Raw genomic sequence first — 18,631 nt, 5'->3', positions numbered from 1 at the left:
GCAAGAGAGGGCCAGCGCAGCAAGAAGTCACAGAATATTTGAGTGTCTTTTTCTTTAAACCAATCAATCACGTGGGGATAATAATTTTTTAGCGTTGTGGCTATTTTATTGGTTAAATTAACACGATTTTGTACTAGTTTACGTCTGTATTCGACAAGCTGCGCAAGACACCTAACGTCCTCTGAATCCGGCCTAATAACCGTTAATTTATCCATGTGAAGTTGTAAGATTTCAACTTGAATAATTGCATCAGTTGGATCATCTTTAGCCCCGCTGTGCGTAAATGCAGCACGGTATTTAGCAACACTTGATGGGTTAATCACAAATAATACAATGTGCTTAAATTTACTGAGTGCATATATAAGTGGGCCTTTTTTTAGCTCACACGCGACGGCAACAGATCTGCCGTTGTAGCGTTGTTTTAACTCAAGCGCCCATGCATTAATTGACTTAGGTTCAGAGGAAATCACACTTAAATGTTGTGTATTTGTGTCGCGATTTATTTCACAAATATCGTGTTTACGGTCAGTCCAATCGATCCCGATAAGGGCAGCAAAATCTGAGACGTTAAAGGCTTCCATTTTGGGCCTCCTAGAGGTAAAGTGAAAGAATAAATAGAGGCTAATAGTGTTTCTCGCAGGTCTTATAGATAGTCGGCATTACGACAATCCCTGAGTATGCGTATTGAAACAAATAACTCCTGTTGATCCGAAAGTCTTGTTACAAACATTGATTGTTTTCGCTCAAATATTCGTGATCAACAGAAGCATATTCCATGTATTAATGAGATAGGTAAATACATTAATTAATGGAACGGAGTAACTATAAGTCGTTAAAGCAGGACAAATAACAGTTGGCTTTTGCTCCTTCGTCACCAATTTTAGCCAACAATATTTGGCCTGTTAACAGGGCGTTGGTATGACTCCCACTGTCAAGTTAAACGCACTGATCCCTGCCTAACTTTTTTAAGCCATAATTACTTTAGCTCGAATTAGAGCGAGTTAATACATAGGATGAAGCAAGTAATGTCGTCGGTTATCTTGCTGATATTCGTTGGTTATTACTATTTCTAGTAACAGAGCAGACCTTACTTATTTCGTCGTGGCACCTGTCTTCAGTCTATGTTCGTGGTTCAATGAAGCGTTAGCTACATTGCCATCCTAACGCCGTCGGTGGTTGTGCCACTCCCGATGCTTGATCCTATGCATTAACTCTAATTCGTTTATCATGCAGGTACTCTTGCCAATCTAAGTTTTGTATTTACTGGCGTTAGCACCACTTCTTTTGCAATTGCCCATATGTATGCAATCATTTCTCGAGCAATGGCGGTGACAACCAGGTTGTAATGTTTCCCTTTGGCTATCATTTTTTTATAGCGCTTGCAGAGCCTAAGTTGTGCTTTCCACGCAATATCAATAATGTCCTTTGGTAAACCTTCTTGTCGTTTTTGCATATCTGTCGATATATTTGCCGCATACCGATAAGTGTGTGCGCCTTCAACGAGAAGGCGCCTCGCTCGGCCGTTTCCGCATTTTGTGATGGCGCCAATATGGCGTTTGCCACCACTCGAGTGCTCACTAGGTACAAGACCAAGATAACTCATTAATTTGCGGGGGTGGTCGAAGCGCGATAAATCGCCAAGCTCAGCAACAACGCCGGTGGCGACCAACAAACGAACGCCACGCATAGCTTGTATTGCTTTTACTACAGGATAATAACGCCACTGGTGAACATGGTGAGTTCATTGTCTAGCCGTTCAAGTCGGCTTATTCGTTCATTAATTGTGTGTAAAAACTCTTGTAAGACGATGTGCTGCGCGGGATGTGGCAACACAAGTTCAGTGAGCCAACGTAAATGTTTTTGTGACCAATTCGCGGTGCCTTTGTAATTAATATTATTGCGAAGCAGCAGCGCTTTTAATTGAAACTTAGCATCTTTTAAATCTTTCATTGCTACTTCACGTGCACGAGATAAATCGCGGACGGCTTCATCTTCAGGCTCGGGGACATAGATAGGTGTTAAATCTTCAGATTTAAGTAATTTAGCGAGCTTAAGGGCATCACGTTTATCGGTTTTAATCTTCTCACCAGGTTTTTTAGGAATAAGAGAGGGTGCAACCACATAACAGCAATGGCCAAGGCTGGTAATTAATCGGTAAATCCAATACCCACATGGGCCTGCTTCATAAACAAAATGAAGTGTTGCGCGAGGATATTTCGATTCGAACTGACGAACAAGCTTTTGAACGGCCACTTTGGAAGACGAGAATCGACCAAGGTGCACAGGTTGCGCGCCTCTGTGTTCTTCAATATAGGCGACTTCATTGAATTCTTTATGTGTATCAAGACCGATAAAAAGTATGTTATGTTTATTCATGTTAGCCTCTGCTGTTTAGTTAATTAACAAACTAATTATGGCTCTGGCTTTGAATTAAGCTAACCCACGAAAAGCGGAGGCTAACACCGTGTGGGAGTCATTATGTCTAGAAGCGCTCACAAAAGGAGCTCGATTAGGTGTTTGAAGAATTAAAAAATGGTTGGCAGTGGGCATTAAGCCGATTTTGGAATCTGTTTAGTGTAGTTGGTGTAATTGCAACTTTTTATTTTGGACTTTTTTATATACCCGATTACGCAAAAGAGAACTTATATAGCAAATCGGCCTTGGCTCAAGGTGAAATCCTAGAAGAAGTAGGTGAAAGGCTGTTTGCTGGGGGGGAGATGTCAATAGGGGAAATTGAATCATCAATTGAGCAAAAGGAAGTTTTCTACAAAATAGATTTCCCTTTTTCTACCAAACAAACACTACTTCTGATTCGTAACGATTTCGCGAAAAATGCTTACATTCCTTTAGAGAAGAGGAATGAGATAAATCTGAAAGTTCAATCGTTGATTGAAGGCATAAAGGATGATCCTGAAAAGAGCGAAGAATGGACTGAGCTCAATTACTCAAAATGGATATCCGTATTCTTGGCTATAGCTTCCGGTCTTCTTGGCTTTTTAAGCATCATCCAAAAGAACAAGAAAGATGCAGAACTAGAAATAGAGTTGGATGAGGAGAATATCTCATTTGAAGAGGGTACTGTCAGTCGTAGAGGGTATGATTATAGCCAAATGGTCAGCGAAGTATTAAAAGAGCTGAATTTGACAATAACTAAGGAGCTAAAAGCCACACCACAGCAACCCGTATATGGTCCTGAGTTTGAAGTTACTTCATCAAAGGGGGCTTTACTTGTGGAAACAAAAGCATATCGTCAGAAAGTTGGTGTTAATACGATGCGGGGCTTTCTTTATATGTTAAGGCAAGCGGGAAAACCTGGAGTGTTGGTTTCTAATTCAACATTGACTATTCGTGCCAAACAATTGCTACAGCAGCATAATGAGAGCAATTTTGATGCAAAAGCACATTTTGTTTCTGGTATTACAAAGAGTGATGTTAAATCTGGCTTGCAGGCAATTGTAGGTGCCTAAAAGCTTCTAACAAGCGCATGTTGTCGGATGGCGCATTGCTTATCCGACCTACACTGGCACTTAGCAGTCATAAATAAACGAATCAAACATCAATAAAAAAGGCGCTTCCTTTTCGGTAAGCGCCCTTCTCTTATCTCACTAATTACTTATTTTACGATTGTCATTTCGTCTAACAAGTTTTGTGCATTATCTACTTTATCCATTACCCACAGCATGTAGCGCGAATCAACGTGGATTGAGCGATTAAGCTCAGGGTTGTAATCCCAGTCACCAATAATACTTTCGTAAACACCGTCGAACAGTAAGCCTACAAGCTCTGCTTTACCATTAAGTGTTGGCGAACCTGAGTTACCACCGGTAGTGTCTACATTTGATAAAAAGTTAACGGGTACTGTATTCATGCCACCCGTGTAATCACCGTAAAGCTTGGCTTTAATTTGCTCTTGTAACTTTTTGGGTGCATTAAATGGGTCAACATCGGTGTTTTTAGCGAGTAATCCTTCAAGCGAGGTAAAGGGTGTTGCTACCAAGCCGTCTTGAGGTGAGTAACCGCCTACGGTGCCATAGGTTACTCGTAGTGTGCTGTTGGCATCGGCGTATACCGGTTTGTTTTTAGCTTTGTTAAACGCAATAATTGCGCTCATTAGCTCTGGCCGAGCTGCTTGTAATTTACCTGCAAGTGCTTTTGATTTATCTTCCTGTGCTTTCATTACTTTAAAGATTGCTTTAGCGTACTGCACAAATGGGTCTTGGCTTTGATTTAGCTGGCTAAATGATTGCTCAAATAATGAATTGCGAACAGTGGCATTATCAAGTCTTGACTGTTCATACATGCTATCAAGTAACGCGCTTTGAGTTGCTTTATCAAACCCATTTTGTACTTTAAATACGTTATCAACCTCGCTAAAACGCTCTTCTTTTGGAAGTGCTGCATACAGCTCTAAAAAGTGCAGTAAAATAGCTTTATCTACTTTGCTATCATAACGGCGCGTCATGCGCTCAAGCCCTGCTTTAATACGAGGTAAGTCACGTTCTTGATAACCAGATTCACGTTCGCTATTTGGCTGTTGTTTTTCGTAAGCTAGGCGGTATAAACGTCGTGCTGTGCTGATCATTTGTGAGCGATGTACATAACCTAACATTCGGTCGCGTTCACTGTGCTCTTGTGATTGTGCAATTAGATCAGATAGCTCACCTAATACGCTTCCGTATTGTTCTTTACGCTCACTATCGCTATTGATCCATTGTGTTAACTCTTGCTCAAACTGTTTTTTGCGCTCAAGCATAGTGCCTTTTTTAAAACTTTCGATCATCGAACCAAAGTTTTTAATGTAGTTATTGTAACCTGCAATGGTGCTTTCGTAAGCAATACGCGCTTTACTGCCGTCTTCTGAGTTTTCTTCAATAAGCGACACGTATTTTGAGTTATGAACGCGTGCTTTAGGGTAGCTGTCGTTAAATACGTTATCTACCTCTGTTGCAATGCGGTATCGGTTAGTACGCCCTGGGTAGCCTGTAACCATTACAAAGTCGCCTTCTTGCACGCCTTTGGCACTTACTTTTAGGTAAGAGTCAGGTACGTAAGGTACGTTATCTTCACTGTACTCTGCAGGTTTTCCATCTTTGCCTACATAAGCGCGGTAAAAACCAAAGTCGCCTGTGTGGCGCGGCCACATCCAGTTATCTATATCGCCACCGTATTTACCTACTCCCATTGCCGGTGCGTAAGATAAACGTACGTCTTTAATTTCAAGTGACTTAATTAGGTAAAACTCTAAACCACCATGAAACGAATACACGTTACAACGATAGCTTTCGTCGGCTTCACACTGGGCTACTAGGGCTTTTTCGTTTTTTACTATTGCGTCGTAGCGTGCTTTAGCGCTTAGTTTTTCGATACCTTTATTAACTTTGTCAGTCACATTAGTAACTGTTTGTGTGACGTATACGCGTGAACCTGGGGCTGCGGGTAAATCCTCAGCAGGACTTTTAGCTAAAAAGCCATTTTCTAAAATATTGTTCTCAGGCGTTGAATTGTACTGAACAGAGCCATAAACACAGTGATGATTTGTAACCACTAAGCCTTTTGGCGATACAAACGATGCTGTACAACCGCCTAGGCTAATTACCGCATTCATTGGGAATTCGGTTAATTTAGAAATAGATTCAACATCAATTTCAAGCCCTTTGGCTTTTAAAATTGATTCTAACTCTGGAAGTTGGTGTGGTTGCCACATGCCTTCATCGGCTATGGCACTACTTGAAAGTGATAAAGAAAATGTGGCGACTAATGTAGCTACAAGAGGTTTTAAACGCATTATAGAATCCTTTTTATTGTTTGTTCGATAGTAACCGATTTACTTATTAAATAATTGAGCCATTACTAAGAATGATAAATGACAAAGTAAAGGGAGCACACACTCCCTTACTTTAAATTAATGTATTTAAACTAAATTTAATACCAATCTGCTTATATATGAAGTCTATTTAACGTTAAGAAAATCACGCTAGAACTAGGCAAAAATTTTTGTATCTAGTTGTTCTAAATAAAAAATTTTTAACGACGTTATAGTGAAATTTAATTCGTTAAATTGTTCAAGTATTTATGCAGGTTGGTATAAATCACTTTTAGTCTTTTTTTACATCTGCAGGGTGTTCTACACCGATCCACGCTTTAAATAGCGCTTTTTGTTCAAGCGTAGCGTCTTTATTAGCAACTACTTTTTTAGGTTTATCAAAATCTTCTGATAATACTAATGTTAAGCTATCAAGAGCATCGCGACGAATATAGTCAACGGTTACTTTCTCGCCTGCTTTAAATGTTTCTAGGCTCGTTTTTAAATCTTTACCCACATGATGCTTATTTATAGCAACAATTTTATCATTGGTAGTTAAACCCGCTTCCCATGCACTTCCGCCACGACGAACGTAACTTAGTGTTAGTAACTCACCGGTATTTTTAGCGGTGGCGTCAATACTCGCAAGCGCTTTTGCTTTTTCTGGTCGTTCATATTTTAAGCCCACTTTAGCAAGTAACTCATCAAAGTTGATACTTGCAGGCGATTCTACATTTTCTTGCCACCAGCTTGAGTAATCACGCCCTGTTAAATCTTTTAAAATGTTAAGCACATCTACGTCTGTAAACCCTGCTGGCATTTTATGATTGTTATAAAGTGCTTTGTGCACATCGCGGTAGCTTATTGTACCTTGGCTTTTTTCTAGTAAGTCGATATCTAAAGCGAGTGAAAGTAACGAACCTTCTGAATATATATTGGTGCTGTAGTTACGTGCATGATCACCACCTTGATTAATCCATTTATCAAAACTTGTTTCGCTTGCGCTTTGCACTTCACGGCCCGGTGTTTGTAAATGACGATTAATTGTTTTACTCATTACTTTAAAAAATTCATCTGTTGTTTGGATGCCTGAGCGCACTAATAAATGATCTTCAAAGTAACTTGTTGAACCTTCTGCGATCCAAAGTAGTTTAGAGTAATTCATATTCGTGTAATCGTACGGCACTAAACCCTGTGGGCGGTATGCTTTTACATTCCATGTATGAATAAATTCGTGTGCGGCTGTGCTTATAAAACCTAAGTAATCTTCTCGGCTACCAAATCGATCGCGTGGACGTTGTATAATAGTAGAGTTTAAATGCTCAGTTGCACCACCCGCTCCCGACGTTGCATGTACCATAAATACATAACGCTCATACGGATAGCCATCCCAAATTACATTACCTGTCGCTACTAGCTTTTTCAGATCTGTAAGCATTAAATCTACATCGTAGTTACCATCGCCCCATACAACTAAGTCATATTCCCGGTCATCTACTTCAAATGTGTGTAATTGATTTATACCTGTTTCGATTGGCGAATCAACAAGCACATCGTAGTTAGCTGCTTTGAATGAATTTTTACCTTCTAAATTATCCATACCTGATACAGAACGCCATTTTTTAGGTATATCTAAATTGACTGTTACTGGCTCTTGACGAAACGACTCGCTAAACATAAAAAAACCTGATGCATCAATAAATGCATGGCTGTCGTCAATATGACGGGCGCGTTTGCCTAGTTCATTTGCATACACTTGATAATCAACATTAACTTCTGTTGGCTTATTAAGATGTACACGCCATGTACTATGATCAACTTTTTCCCACGTTAACTCTTTGCCATCTTCATCTTTTGCATTGAAGTAACGTACGCCATTGGCTAAGTTTAAAATTTCGTATCGCCCGGTACGCCAAGCAGGAAGTTTTACATCGATATGAGATTGTGCTGATTTTGGAAATTCAACACTTACATTACCCAAATGATGCTGTGGTTCAGATATTTTTAATTCGTAATTTACATCAGCAAAAGCTGAAGTAGAACATGCAGCTACAATCGATAAAGCTAATAACTTTTTCATAAAAACTCTTAATAGAAACTTAATTACTAGCTAGATTAACAAGCTCGGATTTAAATGTGAATTAAATACGATAAAGAGTCTTGTACATGAGTTTATACGCATTAGCTTACTAAAATTACTAAGTTTTTAGTTAGATAACTACACATAACAAAAATTTGTTGTAAACTGAAGATAATATAACTAATACGATGGCGGTAAGCTTAGGTGTCTGATAAATCTAACGCTACAGATAAGAAACTAAAACAAGCAATTGACGCCCGAATGGCTGTTGAAGACGCGCGTAAATATCAGGTGGACACTCTTTCTGATTTCTCAGCTAAATTATCATTGAGTTGTAAAGGACTTGATACTGAATTAGATAATAGGCTTGCTAAGTTCAGGGCTGCACTCATTAAAGGTGTCAGCTTTGAAGATCTATCGCCATTGATAAGTGAAACAATTGTTTTATTAAAAAACCAAGAATCAGTACAACTCTCCCAACAACGAGATTTGTATAACAGCGTACAGAGTGCTGGTAAACAACTGCAAAAAACAAAAGGGTTACCAGAGGATACACGTAGAACACTTCGCCATTTATTAGATCACGAAATTAATCAAGTGCACTCTACCCATGATTTTATACCTTTACTTGACCAACTAATTTCTTTTTATCATCAAACATTAAGTCTCAAACTAGAAGCTGCGTCTGACGATGAATGTACTGCAACACCTGAGCTTGCACAAAAATTACTAAAATTAGCTAACGAATTAGTGTTGGAAGACGAAGCAACTGAAGAAATTAAATACATAAAAAATTGTATTACAGAAAGCGACACGTTAGATGCACTGTTAAAGGCTTCTATTAATATAATTAGTGTTATTGTAAAGAATATTAATAAAGAGCGTAAATCGGCACAAAGCTTTTTATCTTCTTTAAACCAAACACTTGAAGATTTACATCATTCAATTGTATCAACAAGTAAACACTCAAAATCGATGGAAGTTGAGTTTGATGTTTTAAATAAAAGCATTGAAAGTAAGATTAAAAATCTTAATGTGCAAACTCAAAATGCAACTTCTATATCATCTTTAAAAGAGTTGGTTGATAACGAATTAAAATCGCTTAGTGAAGACTTTATTGCAAAAGAAAAACTTGAACGCACTGACAGAGAAATGCTGGTTTCTAGCTTTGATGAAATTAATGGTCGTATTGGTAGCCTTGAAAGCAAACTAACAAAATATAAAAAACGCTTAAATGAACAACGTTTCAAAAGTCTATTGGATAGTTTAACAAAACTGCCTAATCGTGCTGCATTTGATGAACGTTACAACCATGAAATACACCTATTTAATGTTCAGTCATCGGATGTCACTCTTGCGGTGATTGATGTTGACCATTTTAAATCCATTAATGATAGATTTGGTCATACTGCTGGGGATATAACACTACAAGTTATAGCCAAAGCACTACAAAAATCGGTTAGAAAATCAGATTTTATTGCCCGTTATGGCGGTGAAGAGTTTGTTTTACTTATGCCTAGTACTTCGCTCATAAATGCTACGGCCCCTCTTGATAAACTGAGGAAGATAATTAAAAGTATTCCTTTTAAATTTAAAGATAAACAAATTGAAATAACTATTTCTCTAGGTGTTACTCAGTTAAAGAAAGGCGATACACCTATAATCGCTTTTGACCGAGCAGATGATGCTCTTTATGAAGCGAAAAATACAGGTCGGGATCGTCTTTGTATAAGTAAATAATGTCATATTTTTTATTTTAAATAAAAGATATCACGAAGTGGTAATTTACATAAAAGAATAGCAAGGAGAACGCCGATGCTAATACAATTAAACCCAACTGGGGTTTTAGATTTATTGTCACAACTAGAAGTTGATTTATTAGAGCAATCATCCACTAGCGAGCGCTATAAACTATTTAGAAATTGTGCACTTGCTGTGCTAAACGTGGGGAGTCATACGGACGCCAGCAACGAAATTTATGATAAATATCAAGATTTTGATATACGCCTATTGAGCCGTGAACGCGGGATTAAAATTGAGCTTGAAAATCCACCCTTAACTGCTTTTGTAGATGGTGAGATCATCACCGGTATTCACGAACATATTTTCTCTGTTATCCGCGATATTTTATTTATATGTCAAAAATACGAAAAAAATCTTAAAGAACAAAAAGCCATTACTCATATGGTGTTTGACATGCTAAGAAATGCCGATGCATTGCGCGTAAATAGCGAACCTAGCATGGTAGTTTGTTGGGGCGGACATTCTATTAATGAAGTTGAATACAAATATACTAAGCAAGTGGGATACGAATTAGGCTTACGCGGTTTAAATATTTGCACAGGCTGTGGACCTGGCGCAATGAAAGGCCCTATGAAAGGAGCCACCATTGGCCACGCGAAACAACGCATTAAAGATAATCGTTACTTAGGCTTGACTGAACCAAGTATTATTGCTGCTGAACCACCGAACCCAATTGTAAATGAGCTGGTAATTTTACCTGATATAGAAAAGCGTTTAGAGGCATTTATACGCACCGCTCACGCTATAATTATTTTTCCTGGTGGAGCTGGCACCGCAGAAGAGCTTTTGTATTTATTAGGTATATTGTTACATCCTGACAACGCCAAACAATGCATGCCTGTGATTTTAACGGGCCCAAAAGAAAGCGAAGCTTATTTTAAAGAACTGTGCGAATTTGTTGAAATGACATTAGGTAAAGAAGCGCTCAACAAATTTGAAGTAATTATTGATGACCCTAAATTAGTTGGACAAACATTAAAGTCAGCAATGACTGATGTACGCAATTATCGTAAAAGCGAAGGTGATGCGTATTACTTTAACTGGACGCTAAAGATTGATAACGATTTTCAGCGACCTTTTGCACCAACCCATGAAAATATGGCTGGTCTTGATTTACACCTTAATCAACCAAAACAGTTATTAGCAGCTAATTTACGACGAGCATTTTCAGGAATTGTTGCCGGCAATGTAAAAGACGAAGGTATAAAAGCGATTAAACAAAATGGCCGTTATATTTTAAGCGGTGAGCCCGCTTTGATGAAAGATATGGATAAACTGCTTCAGGCATTTGTTGACCAAGGACGTATGAAACTCCCTGGTAGTAAGTACACTCCATGTTATGAAATAAAAGCATGAGTTTTATAATTTGAAACCACATTTACTTCTTATAGATGCGCTTAATCTAATTAGGCGCATTTACGCGGTTGACGTAAACCAAAAACACCACAGTGATGATCAAATGATCGAAGCATGTTGTGCTAGAGTAGCTCATGCATGCAAAAAACTACTTAACACTACCAACGCCACCCATGCTATTGCTGTGTTTGATGGTGACAGAAGTTGGCGTTACCATTTCTATAAAAATTACAAACATTCACGCTCGCCAATGCCACAAATTTTGAAGGATGCATTAATACATTTCAAAACAGCCATTGAAGAAACAGGTATTGTAGTATTTGAACCGATTAATGACGAAGCTGACGACATTATTACCACTCTTGCGTGCAAAGCTGCAACGAATAATATAAGCAACACAATTGTATCTACTGACAAAGGTTTCTTACCTCATTTAGGTCAATACATAACTATTTATGATTACTTTAAAAAGCAATATCTTGATGAGCACAGTATAAAAGAACGTTTTGGAGTTCAACAAAGTCGGTTAGTAGACTTTTGGGCACTCGCTGGTGATAAAACCAATGATATTCCAGGCGTAAAAGGCATAGGGATAAAGTCGGCTCAACAACTTATTAATAATTATAATACTGTTGAGCAAGCGCTAGAAGATAAATTACTAAGCCCAAGTATTCATAAAAAGCTAGAAGCAAATATGGATATGTATGTAATCTCAAAACAACTGGTTAGTTTACGCACGGATATAAACTTGGGTTTTAGTTTAAAGCAATTAAGGCTTAGTTAGTCGCATGTTTATAGCGTGTGCTAATTACAATACGTATACTATTATTAGATTCTGTGACCAGAGTAAATAATGTTGAAAAAGTTTTTTAGGTATTTAATTCTAGGTTTAGGGCTATATGCGCTAATAGCAACATTGGTGATCACTTTCTATAAAGATGACCCCCAAGCGATGATTTGGCAAGACCGCGAAGCATTTAATAAACGTTATATCGAAAAGCTTTCACTAGAGCAGCCTACTACTATTAATAGTGTACTTGACTACTTAGGCAGCCCAGATCTTACTTTTGCAAAACGCAATAGTGATGAAGTACTTCAAATCATTTTTTATCGCACGCAACATAAAACGTCCGATGGCATAACAACCATAGATGAATGTACCGGGCTGTTATTTAAAAATGGTCAACTTATTTTGTGGGGGCCTAGTGCTTATAAAAAATATCAGGATTAAAACTAGGTGAAGGCATAATGAATGAGCCTATTTCTGTCAAACTAAACCAATTACTTGAAAATACAAAACTATTTTTAACTTTATATAATGTAAAAAAACAATGGCAGACAGTCTACCCTGCAGTATGTAAACTTTCTGAGCAATACAGAGAACTATATGAGCAATACCCTGTAGCTTTACAAGCTAGGTGTGCTGTATTTAACCCTAAATATAGTTACTCTGTTAATTTGGTTATCAATCAATGTGTTTTAACCACTGCTTTGTGTAAAAGCCAGCAATACAATAATCAGCTTAGTGAATTATATATCTGTGCTGCACTTGTTGATCATTTATGCGTGGGTGAGCAACTAAACAAGCTTTCCAAACAGTTAAAGTTTAGTGATAGTGATAAAAAAATATGGCAATTACGCCACCAGCTCACCGCTAAAATAATCTTAACTGGCGGTGATTCAGCAAAACCAATAACGCAAGTTCTTGCAAAACTAAGTAAGTACAAGCAAGCATTAGTCACTACACCAAAAATAATGCTTTATGATGGTGGCATTACGCTTGTTGCTATCGCTAATATAATTGCAATGAACATTACTTATAGCCCTTCTAAACAACATATTAGTCTTTTTAAAGCTCTTGGCGATTTATATATACGTACACCTAACCTATTTGCGCAACAGCTAATAAAATTTTTAATCGCACATATAGGCCCATTATTACCGGGTAGCCGAGTTATATATAATGATCAATTAATGGTGTATTTGGCCAGCGACAATCAGCAGCGTCATATACTAATAAACGTCGAGAATAAAAATAAAATAGCGTGGTATAGAGTCAAGGCATTGCTAAACAGCAACGCTATCCAGTGGCAATCAAATGATTCACGTATCCAAATTAGTGTATGGGACAGTGAGCATATAACTTCCACTGCCAATATACTAAATAATGGGTCGCTAGCTTTGATAGAGTTAATTAGTCGTCTTAAGTTGCAGCATGAATACAGCTACAAAGCGTTAAGCCAAATTATGGCGCCTTATCCTAATGTAATAGAAAATCTATGTGAGGCTGTAAAACCTTATAATAATGAACATCAAGCGGCTAAAAGTTTGAAACATAGTCTATCTATGGTTGGTTATTTTAACGCCCCTGCAATTATTCAGCGAGTTATATTTGAGCAACTGGTTAAGGTAACTCCTCACCCTTTACAACAATTTGTTTTAACGCGACTAGAGTGCATAGTAGAAATTATTGCTCTATTGGTTAGTAAAAATAAAATGATTCAATTTGAACATATCGCACTTCCTCTTTATGGCTATGCTTATTTTTTATTAACACAATGCAGTACACATATATCTAGAAAAATAATGATTGATGAAACACCTAACACCACATTGAATACGCCTATTAGTGCCTTTTTTGGTGTTAGTTCATTAGACACTGAGCAGCTAAAAGCACAACTTACATTACTATTAAGTGATAACCCTTGGGCAATCGCATTATTGGAAGCTGAACATCTTCCAAAAAAGCAGCTCAACGAACGCAGTAAACTATGGGTAGCAATAAAGGCGCTTACACAAACCGTATTTAAACCGCAGCTAAAGCTAAGCACTTGGCAACAGCAAATATTAGATCAGCAATTAACTACTCAAAAATGGGAAAACCATCACTTATTTAATGAACAGCTCCAAGAGCTTGCCTTATCTAATACTATTTAATACCAATCCGTAATAATACTTAATCAATTTGAGGGATTAAACCTGACGCTAACTGCGTTTAATCTACTTGCAATAAGCAAGCTAATGACGCGCAAATTCGCCTTTTTTCATTGAAAATCTCTGGCTAGAAAAATAATTTTAAATATCATTATGGTTCAATATGTTAGTAAATATCTTATATCTGTGTTCAGGTTATTTAGTCTTTTTATTTCCATTATAAATACAATTTATACCCAGTATTTGTAGTATAAACTGGCAAAATGGGCGATAAGTTGGTATAAATGCGCCCTTACAATTTTCAATCCCATTCACATAAATGACCTAACAAGCTGTTACTCTCTCAGAGTAATAATTTATGTGCAAATCAAAATCTTTAAAGGAAAAGTCAATGGCCAAACAAACCATCACAGTGATCAAAGGCGACGGCATCGGTCCGAGCATTATCGACTCAGCACTTGAAATATTAAAAGCCGCAGGTTGCGACTTTGATTATGAATTTGTTGATGCAGGCCTTGCAGCACTTGAAAAAACAGGTGAGTTACTTCCGCAAGAAACGGTTGATACCATTGCTAAAAACAAAATCACTCTTAAAGGCCCATTAACTACGCCTGTAGGTGAAGGTTTTACATCTATTAACGTAACACTTCGTAAGCAATTTGGTTTATACGCTAACGTACGTCCAGTTAAATCATTTGTTGGTACTAAAGCGCGTTACGACGATATTGATATCATTACTATTCGTGAAAATACGCAAGGTATGTACTCAGGTGCTGGCCAAGTAGTAAGTGAAGACGGAAATGAAGCACAAGCAAAATCGATAATTACGCGTGAAGGCGCAGAAAAAATCGTAACTTTTGCATACGAGCTAGCGGTACGCGAAGGTCGTAAAAAAGTAACTGCCGTTCATAAAGCTAACATTTTAAAATCAACATCTGGTTTGTTTTTAAAAGTAGCACGTGAAGTAGCTGAGCGTTACCCACAAATTGAATCAAATGAAATGATTGTTGATGCTACATGTATGAAGCTGGTAATGACACCTGAAGAGTTTGACGTAATTGTTACGACTAACTTATTTGGTGATATTTTATCTGACCTTTGTGCTGGTTTAGTTGGCGGTTTAGGCATGGCACCAGGTGCTAATATTGGTGAAGATGCAGCAATTTTTGAAGCTGTACACGGTAGTGCACCAGATATTGCAGGCAAAAATCTAGCTAACCCAACATCTGTAATTTTAGCATCTATTCAAATGCTTGAGCATTTAAATATGGGCGATACGGCAGAGCGTATTCGTAGTGCTGTTGCTGATGTAATTAAATCAGGCGACCGTACAACTCGCGATTTAGGTGGCAGCCACGGTACAACTGATTTCACTCAATCAGTAATTGACCGTTTATAATTAATATTTGCTATTAATTTAAAAAACCCGCTAATTTAGCGGGCTTTTTTATGTTTGCTAACTACGTTTATACTAACCTAGTGTATTTATGCAAGTTAGTATTAAACCTAAATAAGCCCAAAAGTAGTAATCCTAATAAACCTGAAAGTGATCCGCCACTTGACCCCGAACTACTTTGTTGTTTTTGCACAGTAGCAGATAACTCTTTAGTAAAAGTATCATTGGTTTGAGTATCAGTAACATTCAACGTTACGTTATATGTCCCGTCAGTTTGATAAGTATGTATTGGGTTTTGTAAATTTGATAACGCACTGCCATCACCAAAATCCCAACTGTAAGTATAACTATTAAAGCCGCCGGTTACTTGGGCATTAAATTGTGCGCTTAAATCACTAACGGTAGCGTTTGCGTTTATGCTAAGCGGAACAGTTGCAGTTACATCAATCGCTTTAGTTTGCTCCGTGCCTTCGTTATCCGTCACTGTAAGCGTTACTTGGTAATCACCAGAGTATAAATAATTATAAGTAAGCGATTGCGTCGTTAAAGTACTTCCATCCCCTAGCTGCCAATTATAAGTATACGGTGCGACCCCACCTGTAAGCGAAGCCTCAGCTGTTAAAGTTCCTTGGTTTATTTCATATTCAATTTCATTTACAGATAATGGTTCAGCTAGTGTAACTTGAACTACAGCTACTTGATCTGAAGTACCATTACTTGCCATAAACTCAACGTTGTAAGTGCCATAGTCTTGGTATTCATGAGTAGGGGTTAACTCTATGCTTGAGCTACCATCATCAAAATTCCACGTAAATGTATCCGAAGGCGTGAGTGCAAAACCTTCTACATTAAAATTAACGGTTAAACCTGTTTTGGTAAAATTAATACCCTTAGTAACATCGTAATTAAGCTCTACTTCTATGTCTTCACTATCAGCTGACTGATTTATAATATTAAACCCAAAACCAACCTGTGGAAGCATAACACCCGATGGTTTTTGCGCTGAAAAGCTATAATCGTTTTTATCAGTGAACTGGGTGATAGCTGATAAATCATCATCACCTAACCCTGCCCTTTGTTGGTATAGACTAAAAGCAGCATCACGTATTTGAATTGCTGAAGCAGCCGGAGTTTGCGTACTGCCTTTATTTATTGAGCGCTGATCGGCATCTACCACTAATGCAAAACCACTGCCTGGATGCTCGGTAGTATTATTATCTGCTTGAGATTCATTGCTGTACCACAATAATAACCCCGGTGAGTACTGCTCTGCTTGTAAGCTAATGTCAACGTCTGTGTATGAACGCAATTGTAAATAGTAATGTGATGGCGATGCATATGTGTAACTACCTACTTTTTCAAAGCCATTAAACTCAGTGTTAACTTGATCTTGTGCATTATTTTGCCAAATTAAAGTATCACTTTGCTCAATGCGCATATCATCAACAACAAAACCATAATAATGTGTGTTCGCATCTGTTATGTATTCAATTTTTAAATCAATTGTTTGCCCAGCATAAGCTGATAAATCAAATTTATGGGTTAAATAGCCGTTAGGTTGCTTAGCATCACTATTAAGAAATGAATCACCTGAGATATATGGGCCAATATCACCGTAGTATGGATTAAGCGCTTGCGTATAATTACTCGCGATTGGCTCGCCATTTACTTTTACTTGAACTAAATCATAATCGCGCTCAATACTGTAATAAGCAATAAAGCTTAAAGTAAGTGTCTCAGTTGTGCTTGGTAGCGCTATTGTATTCGCTAAGTTGTTGCTAATATTGTCGCCCGTATTTGAATAGTATTGAAAATCGCCTTCTACTGGAGCCCTAAATTTTTCGAGCCTTGGTGGCAGTGTTATTTTTATTTGATTTTGCAGTTGTGAAGTACTAGCAGTATTAATTAATGTTTGCTGTGAGTTAGCCTCTACCTCATTCATATCAAGTGTAAGCTGGTTAACCCAGTTACCCCGGTATCGTTTTTGTAAATACTCAAGCGCATAAGGACTAAACATAACCGGCTCTGAGCCTCTTGGCGAACCAGCCCAACTTCCTGTCGACATAACTGACCAAGACGCGACGGGCTCACCCACCGTGTTAGATTGCAAGTCGTATTCATCCAATAATCCTAAGTCATGTCCAAACTCATGCACTACCACACCAATCCCTGCATCAATAGGGTTAATGGTATAACCAAAGAGCTTAATATTGCTGCCTGCAATCTCGCTCGGCCCGCTATTTTCATCAAACACATAGTAGCGGTGCGACCAAATAGCATCGGTGCTTAGGTAACCGCCACCTGCTTCCTCACCAATACTTGAATGAAAAATCATTACATGGTCAATGATGCCATTAGGTTCATTAACAATACCGTCGCCATCAATATCATCTAAATCGGTTAAATCATAATCCGCTAAATTAATATTAAACTTTGCAACCGCCTTCTCCACAGCCTCTTTAATTAAAGCGGGTGCATTTATATCCCGTGTACTGCCTTGGCGCTCACCATATATTTTTGCATTGCTATCAGCGGTTACCCAGCCATATACCTGTCCGTTAAAGTTTAAGCTGTTCCCCGAAGCCACTTTATAATAATCAGCAGCCGTTTTTAAGCTTTGTCCATCAGGGCCCGTATAACCTTGAGTATTAAAAAGCATTTGCTGATAGTGCTCAGTTGAATATTCAGCGTAAAACATGTCGGTGTCTTGCTCTACAAGCTGATTGTCGTCATGTTTTAGATCAGGAAAATCAATTAAGATAGCTAACACTTTTACATCATTAACACTTTGATCTGGCACTAGTGACGTTGAAAAAGCAACCTGCTGTTTATTTGTGTTTGAAAAAACGTTGGAGGAGGATTTAAATTGCCTAAAGCCATTTTTAATTGAGTGATTGGCAGCTTCTTTATTACTCATATATGACTTAAATGAACTATCTAACTCACTTGAAGATATTTGGTCTCTTTTTTTAAGCCAATATAAAATACGTTCTTCGTTAGTTATACCAACATCATGCGGACTTATATTATTAGCTGCCACTATTGGGCTTAATAGCGTAGTTAAAAGCGCAATTAACATCACTTTTTTCACTGTGTCTTCCTCAAACATAATTATGTAGTAATCATACCTAATAATAGGAATTTAAACAGGCGATAAAAACATATAGTTAACATATGCAATAAAAGTTAATGGTCTCTCACTATTTTTATATCTAAAATCGAACCCACAACCTAAAGTGCATAATTTCTGCTAGTAAAC

At 37.8% G+C, this 18,631-nt stretch carries 10 protein-coding genes and 2 pseudogenes; 7 read left to right on the top strand and 5 right to left on the bottom strand.

Features of this window, described 5'->3' with window-relative positions; translation table 11 throughout:
* Positions 1-2 precede the first annotated feature (2 nt).
* Both LOS73_RS06910 and LOS73_RS06905 read right to left on the bottom strand, forming a co-directional pair.
* Positions 3-581: pseudogene (locus tag LOS73_RS06910) on the bottom strand (IS110 family transposase); the annotation flags it as partial.
* A 644-nt stretch (positions 582-1,225) separates the two neighbouring features.
* Positions 1,226-2,376, bottom strand: a pseudogene (locus tag LOS73_RS06905) (IS110 family RNA-guided transposase).
* Positions 2,377-2,513: 137 nt separating this feature from the next.
* Here LOS73_RS06905 and LOS73_RS06900 point away from each other — a divergent pair.
* Complete coding sequence (locus tag LOS73_RS06900; protein WP_457934724.1) at positions 2,514-3,467, top strand: restriction endonuclease; 954 nt, start codon at positions 2,514-2,516, stop codon at positions 3,465-3,467.
* A 146-nt stretch (positions 3,468-3,613) separates the two neighbouring features.
* On the opposite strand, the gene LOS73_RS06895 is transcribed toward LOS73_RS06900, so the two are convergent.
* Complete coding sequence (locus LOS73_RS06895; protein ID WP_008136452.1) at positions 3,614-5,785, bottom strand: S46 family peptidase; 2,172 nt, start codon at positions 5,783-5,785, stop codon at positions 3,614-3,616.
* Between the two features lie 310 nt (positions 5,786-6,095).
* Entirely contained in the window at positions 6,096-7,883 is a 1,788-nt protein-coding gene (locus LOS73_RS06890) for a M61 family metallopeptidase (RefSeq protein WP_457934723.1), read from the bottom strand.
* 204 nt (positions 7,884-8,087) lie between these two features.
* Here LOS73_RS06890 and LOS73_RS06885 point away from each other — a divergent pair, with 204 nt between their 5' ends.
* The 6 genes from LOS73_RS06885 to LOS73_RS06860 all read left to right on the top strand — a co-directional run bounded on the left by LOS73_RS06885 (position 8,088) and on the right by LOS73_RS06860 (position 15,375).
* Positions 8,088-9,623, top strand: coding sequence for a GGDEF domain-containing protein (locus LOS73_RS06885; RefSeq protein ID WP_033030212.1), 1,536 nt, complete (start codon positions 8,088-8,090; stop codon positions 9,621-9,623).
* A gap of 75 nt (positions 9,624-9,698) precedes the next feature.
* Positions 9,699-11,042: a nucleotide 5'-monophosphate nucleosidase PpnN gene (gene ppnN / locus LOS73_RS06880; RefSeq protein WP_457934722.1), complete on the top strand. Its 1,344-nt coding sequence runs from the start codon at positions 9,699-9,701 to the stop codon at positions 11,040-11,042.
* A gap of 10 nt (positions 11,043-11,052) precedes the next feature.
* Positions 11,053-11,826, top strand: a complete 774-nt coding sequence (xni, locus tag LOS73_RS06875) for a flap endonuclease Xni (protein ID WP_457934721.1) — start codon at positions 11,053-11,055, stop codon at positions 11,824-11,826.
* 69 nt (positions 11,827-11,895) lie between these two features.
* The gene (locus LOS73_RS06870; protein ID WP_007376313.1) at positions 11,896-12,273 is read left to right on the top strand and encodes a DUF3192 domain-containing protein; all 378 of its coding nucleotides are present in this window, start codon (positions 11,896-11,898) and stop codon (positions 12,271-12,273) included.
* A 17-nt stretch (positions 12,274-12,290) separates the two neighbouring features.
* Positions 12,291-13,979, top strand: coding sequence for a hypothetical protein (locus LOS73_RS06865; RefSeq protein ID WP_457934720.1), 1,689 nt, complete (start codon positions 12,291-12,293; stop codon positions 13,977-13,979).
* A gap of 388 nt (positions 13,980-14,367) precedes the next feature.
* On the top strand, positions 14,368-15,375 hold the full coding sequence (locus LOS73_RS06860) for an isocitrate dehydrogenase (RefSeq protein ID WP_002960311.1): 1,008 nt from the start codon (positions 14,368-14,370) through the stop codon (positions 15,373-15,375).
* Between the two features lie 67 nt (positions 15,376-15,442).
* Here the strand turns inward: LOS73_RS06860 and LOS73_RS06855 are convergent, their stop codons facing one another.
* Positions 15,443-18,463 carry an immune inhibitor A domain-containing protein gene (locus tag LOS73_RS06855; protein ID WP_457934719.1) on the bottom strand — a complete coding sequence of 1,007 codons (3,021 nt, stop codon included), beginning with the start codon at positions 18,461-18,463 and terminating at the stop codon, positions 15,443-15,445.
* Positions 18,464-18,631: the final 168 nt, after the last annotated feature.

The organism is Pseudoalteromonas sp. SCSIO 43210 (assembly GCF_054133285.1).
Note: the sequence above shows the minus strand (reverse complement) of the source record. Positions and strands in the feature narration are given on the sequence as shown.

Excerpts from the sequence above, each read along its gene's own strand:
- LOS73_RS06890 (WP_457934723.1), bottom strand. The coding sequence starts at position 7,883 with ATGAAAAAGTTATTAGCTTTATCGATTGTAGCTGCATGTTCTACTTCA.
- ppnN (WP_457934722.1), top strand. The coding sequence starts at position 9,699 with ATGCTAATACAATTAAACCCAACTGGGGTTTTAGATTTATTGTCACAA.
- LOS73_RS06895 (WP_008136452.1), bottom strand. The coding sequence starts at position 5,785 with ATGCGTTTAAAACCTCTTGTAGCTACATTAGTCGCCACATTTTCTTTA.
- LOS73_RS06865 (WP_457934720.1), top strand. The coding sequence starts at position 12,291 with ATGAATGAGCCTATTTCTGTCAAACTAAACCAATTACTTGAAAATACA.
- LOS73_RS06870 (WP_007376313.1), top strand. The coding sequence starts at position 11,896 with ATGTTGAAAAAGTTTTTTAGGTATTTAATTCTAGGTTTAGGGCTATAT.
- LOS73_RS06860 (WP_002960311.1), top strand. The coding sequence starts at position 14,368 with ATGGCCAAACAAACCATCACAGTGATCAAAGGCGACGGCATCGGTCCG.